This is a genomic window from Bradyrhizobium sp., assembly GCF_019244115.1.
Lineage (GTDB): Bacteria > Pseudomonadota > Alphaproteobacteria > Rhizobiales > Xanthobacteraceae > Bradyrhizobium.
Genome location: NZ_JAFATE010000489.1, coordinates 1 through 7273, shown reverse-complemented (window position 1 = coordinate 7273; position 7273 = coordinate 1). Strand labels below are relative to the sequence as shown.

Sequence of the window (7273 nt, the reverse complement as noted above, 5' to 3'; positions counted from 1 at the left end):
CGCCGACAGCGCATCCTTGCCGCAGGTAAAGCAGTGCGCGAACAGGGCAAAGGCGAGCGGCTCCTGCTCGGGCAGGTCCAGCGGCGCGGCCAAATGGTGGCCGCCTTCACCTTCGAATTGGAAGCGTTCGGTTGGCAATGTGAGCCTCCCCGTTTGCAATGCTCTCTGTTGGCCGGAGAGCTCAGCACGAATATGAGTCGTCCGAATAGCGCTGCTCGGACCAGGGATCGCCGCGGTTGTGATAGCCGCGAACCTCCCAATAGCCGGGTGCGTCATCGGCCAAAAACTCGATGGCCTTCAGCCATTTCGCGCTTTTCCAGAAATACAGATGCGGCACCACGAGCCGCACCGGGCCGCCATGCTCGGCCTCCAGCGGCTTGCCCGACCAGCTATGGGCCAATAGAGCAGTGTCGGCGGCGAAATCCTCGAGTGCAAGGTTGGTGGTGTAGCCATCGGAAGAATGCAGCATGACGAACCGCGCCTCGTCGCGCGGGCGGCAGGCGGCCAGGAGGTCGGACGTCGAGAGTCCTTCCCACTGATTGTCATAGCGCGACCAGGTCGTCACGCAGTGAATGTCGGAGACGAATTGCGACTGCTTCTGCGCCAAAAGCTGCGCGAAATCCCAGAACAGGGGATTTTCGACCGCGCCGTAGACGTCGAGTCGCCAGCGCTCGCGCGAAATGTTCGGCAGAAAGCCGAGATCGAGCACCGGCCAGTCGCGGGTCAGGTGCTGACCCGGCGGCAGGCGCTCGTCCTCGGGCCGTGTGATTTTTCCGGTCAGGAACTTGCCCTCGCGCGCCCAGCGCTCCTTGCTGCGTGTCAGCTTGGATTCCGGCGGCGGTTCGTGGTCCTCGCTCATCGCTGACGCCACGGTTTATTCGTGCCGATGCATCGCCGATTCGTGCTTGGTATCGCGCATGGTCGAATAGATGACCAGCGAAAGGAAGATGATGCCCGTAAGGTAATAATAGAACCAGTCTTCATGCCCCAGGCTCTTGAACGAGAGCGCGATCGCGGGCGCGGTGCCGCCGAACACGGAGACGGTGATCGCATAGGGCAGGCCGACGCCGAGCGCGCGGACATTGGTCGGAAACAATTCCGCCTTTACGATGGCGTTGATCGAGGTGTAGCCGGCGACGAAGATCCAGGCGCAGCAGATCAGCAGGAAGACGTAGAGCGGCTCCTTGGTTTCCTTCAATGTGGTCAGGATCGGCACGGTCGCGAGCGTGCCGGCGACGCCGAAGAAGATGAGGAGCGGTTTCCGGCCGATGCGATCGGACAGCGCGCCATAAAGCGGCTGCAGGAGCGTGGCGAACAGCAGCGTGCCGAAGATCACGAAGGTGGTCTGGTCCTCGCTGAGGCCGACCGACAATTTAACGAAAGTCTGCATGTAGGTGGTGAAGGTATAGAACGCGGCGGTGCCGCCGGCCGTCAGCCCGACCACGAGCAACAGCTCGCGTGGATAGCGCAACAGGGTGGTGATCGAGCCGGTCGGCTTGACCGCCTTCTTGGCTTCGACGAAGGCCTCGGTCTCGTGCAGGCCGCGCCGCATCACGGCGGCGAAGATCGCGAGCAGGGCGCCGATCGCGAAGGGAATCCGCCAGCCCCACTCCTTCAATTCCGCCGAAGTCAAGAAGACCTTCTGCAGGAGCAGCAGCACGATGATCGCGGTGAGCTGGCCACCGATCAAAGTGACGTATTGGAAGCTGGAATAGAAGCCGCGATGCCTGGCATCCGCAACTTCGCTTAAGTAGGTGGCGCTCGCGCCGTATTCACCGCCTAGGCTAAGGCCCTCGATGACCCGCGCCAGCGCCAGCATCGCCGGTGCGGCGAAGCCGATCGTGGCATAGGTCGGCGTCACCGCGATCATCAGCGAGCCGAAACACATGCAGACCACGGACAGCGTCAGCGATAGCCTGCGGCCGAAATGATCGGCGAGATAACCGAACAGCCAGCCGCCGAGCGGGCGCATCAGGAAGGTCGCGGCGAACAGTACAGCGGCGTTGAGCTGCTGCACCACGGGATCGCTCTGCGGGAAGAAGGCCGGCGCGAAATATAGCGCGAAGGCGGTGTAGGCGTAGAAATCGTACCATTCGACTAGGTTGCCGATCGAGCCGATGAAGATCGCCTTGATCCGCCGCTCGGCGCCGCCGAGATCGAACGCCTCGGAAGCCGGCTTCAAGGCCTGGTCTGTCATGCACGGCTCCCCTGGAACGATTTGTTATGACCCTCCTTATAGGTCGAAAGGTCTTGTCGTTCCAAGGGGTGGGGGCACAGGCTGTCCCTCAAAAAATCACGCGCAACTGGCGTGGGCCGCGCACCGTGCCTTGCGACCACTTCACCTGATGGGCCGGGTCGAGGTGGAACTCGGGAATGCGCTTCAGCCATTCCTCGAGAGCAACCGTCATCTCCATCCGCGCGAGGTTGGATCCGATGCAGCGATGAATGCCGAGCCCGAACGCGGCGTGCGGATTCTGCTTGCGGTCTAGCACAACCTTGTCGGCATCGGGGAAGACTGCCGGGTCGCGGTTGGCGGCGGGGAACGACAACAGGACCATGTTGCCGGGCCTGACCGGGCAGCCCTGAATCTCGGTTTCCTTTATCACCTCGCGCGCCATCGTCACGGGCGAGAAGGCGCGCAGGAACTCTTCGACCGCGGTCGGCATCAGTTCCGGCTCCGCAACCAGACGGTGGCGGTCGGCCGGCGTTTTGGCAAGGTGCCAGAGCGAGGCGCCGATCGCGCTCCAGGTCGTGTCGATGCCGGCGATCAGGAGCAGCCGCAACGATCCAAGGACGTGCATGTCGTCGAGCGGCGCGCCGCTCTTGTCCCTGGCGTTCATCAGCGTCGTGATCAGGTCGTCGGTCGGCTGCCGCTTGCGCGCTTCGATGTGGCCGATGAAATAGGCGCCCATCTCCTCCGCCGCCGTCTTGAGCTGGCTCTCGTCCTTGATGCTGAGTTCGAGGATCCGGTGGATCCAGTCGATGAAGAGCCCGGCGTCCGCCTCGGGAATCCCGAGCATGTGCGCGATCGCGCGCACCGGAATGAATTTGGCATAGCAGTCGGCGGCGTCGCACGCGCCATCGGCGATGAAGCCGTCGATCAGCTCGTTGCAGATCGCACGCACGCGCGGCTCGAGCTTTTTCACTGCATCCGGCGTGAACGGCGGCAGCAGCAACTGCTTGGCGGGTTTGTGCTCGGGCGGATCGGAGGTGATCGGCGGAGCGCCATTCTTCTGGATTTCCGGCCGCTCGTCGCGCACGATGACACGGCGCGAGGAAAAGTGCTCGGTGTCGTAGGCGATCTGCCGCACCGCTTCAAAGCTGGTCGGCAGATAGCAGCCCTGGAAGCGTCTGGTGTGCACGACCGGGCATTTTTCGCGCAGTTCGTCCCAGATCGGGAAAGGGTTTTCCGTCCAGCGCGGATCGGTGTGATCGAAATCGTGCACCCAGTCGGTGACCGGCGGATGTTCGGGCATGAAGCTGGTGTCGGACATCTCTGCTGCTCCTTCGGGCAGTCTGGCCACCGGTTGCGGCACGCAACTAGTCTTCGGTCACGTCGATCGCATTCTCGGGGCAGTTGGCGCGGGCGAGATAGGCCTTGTCCTCAAGGCCGGGGGGCACCGTGCCGTCGCCCTTCTCATGCGCGTTGCCATACGCGTCGAGATCGAACAGCTCGCCAGCCAGCGCCTTGCAGCGGGCATGACCCTGGCATTTGTCGGGGTCGACATGGACCTTGAGCTTTCCGGACATGCAGTCTCCCGGCCCCGCGCAGCTTCGTGGGCTGCGAATCTTGGCGTTTCCGTTGGCTTGACGTGGACATTGCTTTTTAAAATTATAGTCTATTACATTCGTGCTTCGATCATGCTGTCAAGACAAAAGTTATAGATCATTACATCAAAATGTCGCCGCGCCCCGCCCGCAAGCCGCAACATACCTATCATCATGGGGATCTCAGGGATGCCCTGGTGCGGGCTGCGCTGCAGGATGTGGAACGCGGCGGTCCCGAAGCGGTCAATATCAGCGCGCTGGCCAAGAAGCTCGGCGTCTCGCAGCCGGCCCCGTACCGTCACTTCGCCGACCGCGACGCGCTGCTCGTGGCGGTGACGGCGGAAGCCTTCCGCCAGTTCAACGTGCTGCTGCGCGACGAGATCGAAAAGCCGTCAGAGCGTTCAAAGCTGTCGCGGCTCGCGCAGACGGCGCTCGCCTTCGGCCTACGCCGTCACGGCGTCTATCGTTTGATGTTCGCCTCGCGCACCATGGCCTGCGCACCGGAGGGCAGCGAGTTGCACAACGCCGCGCGGGAAACCTACGACCTGCTGCTCGACGCGATGGAGGCGCCGCAGATCGGATTGGTGCGCGAGCGCCACGCCCTGCATATCTGGGCTGCACTGCACGGCGTGGTCATGCTGGCCGAGCAGGGGCTGCTCACCGGCAAGGCCGCTCTCATCACGCGGGAGCAACTGGTCGACGATATCGTCGAGCAGACCCGGATGAGTTTGAAGCTGGCGATCGAGGCTGCCGGTGGCGAGGGGGCGCGGCGCGACTGAAATCACCTCGCCTTTGCGGTACGATCGAGATCAGGCCGACGTGGTCTGCTATGCGCTCCAGTAGTTTCACGGGGCGCGCTGCTGTTTAATGCCCCGTTAATTGCCGGACTGCGACAACCTCACGCAGGGGCACATGTCTGCATGATTCTGCCTCGAGATCAACGCGCTGCGACTCCAAGGGCGGCACATGCAATTTCTCGGGCGCTTTCGCATTCTCACCAAGATTCTCGCGGTCGTTCTCCTGCTTGCGGCACTGATGGGCTCGCTCGCCTATCTGGCGACCAGTGCGCTGAATGACCAGAACCAACGCGCCGTGCGAATGGCGGCCGCCGCCAAGCGTTCGATGCTCGCCGCACGCGCCAATGTCAACGTCATGTCCATGATCGGCGCGGAGTTTCGCAGCGCGCTCGATCCGCGCGATGACAACCGCAAAGCGGCCGGCCATGTGATCGATGAGCAGGTCAGATTGTTCCGCGAACGGCTCGACGAGGTCGCAAAAACCAGCGACCAGCAGGTTCAGGCGCTGCTGCCTTCGGTCCGCGAGACCTTTGCGGCCTATCAGCAGAGTGTCGCCACGACGCTTGCGGCCGTCGATGCGGCATCCTCGACCAAGACCAGTGAAACCGCGCAGAAGTTGTTGGAAGTCGTAATGAGAAGCGATGCGGTTGCGGAGAGCTTGCGGAGCAGGATGAACGCCGTCGCCGAGCGGATGACCAGGCGTGCGGAGGAATTCGAGCAAGCCACCGCGGACGAATATGTCTCAACATCGCGAACATTGATCGTGATTTCCGTGATCAGCGTGATCGCCGGCCTCGCGCTCGGCATGCTGATCGGTCAATTCGGCATCAGCAAACCGATCCAATCGATTGTTGCGCTGCTGCAGGCACTGGCCGCCGGCGACTACGACGTCGCGGTCCACAGCACCGAGCGAAAGGACGAAGTGGGCGAGGTCGCGAAAGCGGCTCTGGTGTTCAAGGAAAACGGCCTCGCAAAGACCCGCATGGAGCTTGAGCGGAAGGAGACGGAAAGACGTGCGACCGCGCAGCGCCGCGCCGACATGCTGCAGCTTGCCGACCGGTTCGAAGGTGCGATCGGCGAGATCGTCGATACGGTTTCCTCGGCCTCGACCGAGCTCGAGGCTTCCGCAACCACGCTGACCTCGACCGCAGAACGCGGTCAGACCCTCGCAACGACCGTCGCGTCGGCGTCCGAGGAAGCTTCCACCAATGTGCAGTCGGTCGCCTCCGCCACCGAAGAGCTGTCGTCCTCGGTTAACGAGATCAGTCGTCAGGTGCAGGAATCCGCGCGCATGGCGAGTGAAGCGGTCGAGCAGGCCCGCATGACCAACGATCGCGTCGGCGAGTTGTCGAAGGCCGCAGGCCGTATCGGCGACGTCGTCGAGCTGATCAACACCATTGCCGGCCAGACCAACCTGCTCGCGCTCAACGCCACCATCGAGGCGGCGCGCGCCGGCGAGGCGGGCCGCGGTTTCGCGGTGGTCGCCTCGGAGGTGAAGGCCCTTGCCGAGCAAACCGCAAAGGCCACGGGCGAGATCGGCCAGCAGATCGCGAGCATCCAGACGGCGACGAACGAGTCGGTGAGCGCGATCCGGGATATCTCCGGCACGATCGAACGGCTGTCGGAAATCTCCTCGACCATTGCGGCTGCCGTGGAGGAGCAGGGCGCGGCAACCCAGGAAATCTCCCGCAACGTGCAGCAGGCCGCCCAAGGCACCCAGCAGGTCTCCGCCAACATTACCGATGTGCAGCGCGGCGCAAGCGAAACCGGGTCGGCCTCTTCGCAGGTCCTCTCGGCGGCTCAGTCGCTGTCGTCCGATAGCAACCGGCTGAAACTCGAGGTCGGCAAATTCTTAAATTCGGTGCGCGCAGCCTGACGAGGCAAGGTCATTTCGGCGGACGCGGGTCGATCGGGACGATATCGCGCAGGCCCAGAATGTCCTCCAGCACCTTGGCGCCGGCGAGCAGCGGCGCCTCGCCTCGGGGAGGCCCGACCACCTGGAGCCCGACCGGCAGGCCGGAGCCGGTGAATCCGCATGGCATCGACAGCGCCGGGCAGCAGGCCAGCGTGATCGCATAGACGATGCCGAGCCACTGGATGTAATTGTCGAATTTTTGGCCGCCGCATTCGGCGACGTAGCGGTGCTCGACCGGGAACGGCGGCACGATCGTGGCCGGCGTCAGCAGCAAGTCGTAGCTTTCGAAGAAGGCGTGCGCGCGCTCGGTCATGGCGACGCGCTGCGCCTCGGCGCGCGCGATCTGCTCGACGGTGAGCTCGAGGCCTTTTTCGATGTTCCAGATCACCTCCGGCTTGAGCAGGTCGCGCTTCGTTCTCAGCAGCTCCGCCTTGCTGATGGCAAAGTCGAACGCGCGCAGGACGTGGAAACAGTCGTGAGCTTCGGACAGATCGGGATGCGCGTCCTCGACGATGACGCCGGCCTCCGCGAAGCGTGCCGCCGCCTTGCGCGTCAGCGCCGCCACCTCCGGATCGACCGGCGTGATGCCGAGATCGGCCGAGTAGGCGACGCGTTTCGGCTTCCGGCCCGATCGCGCCGATGACAGGAACGAGGTCGGCAGCTTGGGAAGCGACAGCGGGTCGGCCGGATGTTCGCCGCTCATGGCATCGAGAAACAGGGCAAGGTCCTCGATGTTGCGCGCCATCGGGCCTTGGACGCCGAGCGTGCGGTTGACCCCGAATTTCGGGCTATG

At 63.6% G+C, this 7273-nt stretch carries 7 protein-coding genes and 1 pseudogene; 2 read left to right on the top strand and 6 right to left on the bottom strand.

Features of this window, described 5'->3' with window-relative positions:
* The 5 genes and pseudogenes from JOZ76_RS21460 to JOZ76_RS21440 form a co-directional block, all read right to left on the bottom strand.
* Nucleotides 1–138, bottom strand: a pseudogene (locus JOZ76_RS21460) (osmotically inducible protein C); the annotation flags it as partial.
* A 43-nt stretch (nt 139–181) separates the two neighbouring features.
* A complete protein-coding gene (locus JOZ76_RS21455) occupies nt 182–859 on the bottom strand; it encodes a sulfite oxidase-like oxidoreductase (RefSeq protein ID WP_291701602.1) in 678 nt (225 codons plus the stop codon).
* Nucleotides 860–874: 15 nt separating this feature from the next.
* A complete protein-coding gene (locus JOZ76_RS21450) occupies nt 875–2197 on the bottom strand; it encodes an MFS transporter (protein WP_291701600.1) in 1323 nt (440 codons plus the stop codon).
* Between the two features lie 88 nt (nt 2198–2285).
* Nucleotides 2286–3494: a cytochrome P450 gene (locus JOZ76_RS21445; RefSeq protein WP_291701598.1), complete on the bottom strand. Its 1209-nt coding sequence runs from the start codon at nt 3492–3494 to the stop codon at nt 2286–2288.
* 46 nt (nt 3495–3540) lie between these two features.
* Entirely contained in the window at nt 3541–3750 is a 210-nt protein-coding gene (locus JOZ76_RS21440; protein ID WP_291701596.1) for a ferredoxin, read from the bottom strand.
* 149 nt (nt 3751–3899) lie between these two features.
* Between JOZ76_RS21440 and JOZ76_RS21435 the strand changes: the two genes are divergently transcribed.
* Entirely contained in the window at nt 3900–4547 is a 648-nt protein-coding gene (locus JOZ76_RS21435) for a TetR/AcrR family transcriptional regulator (RefSeq protein WP_291701594.1), read from the top strand.
* A gap of 187 nt (nt 4548–4734) precedes the next feature.
* The gene (locus JOZ76_RS21430) at nt 4735–6441 is read left to right on the top strand and encodes a methyl-accepting chemotaxis protein (RefSeq protein ID WP_291701592.1); all 1707 of its coding nucleotides are present in this window, start codon (nt 4735–4737) and stop codon (nt 6439–6441) included.
* Nucleotides 6442–6451: 10 nt separating this feature from the next.
* Here JOZ76_RS21430 and JOZ76_RS21425 read toward each other — a convergent pair.
* Nucleotides 6452–7273: amidase (locus tag JOZ76_RS21425; RefSeq protein ID WP_291701590.1), on the bottom strand; the 822-nt coding region annotated here is incomplete at its 5' end.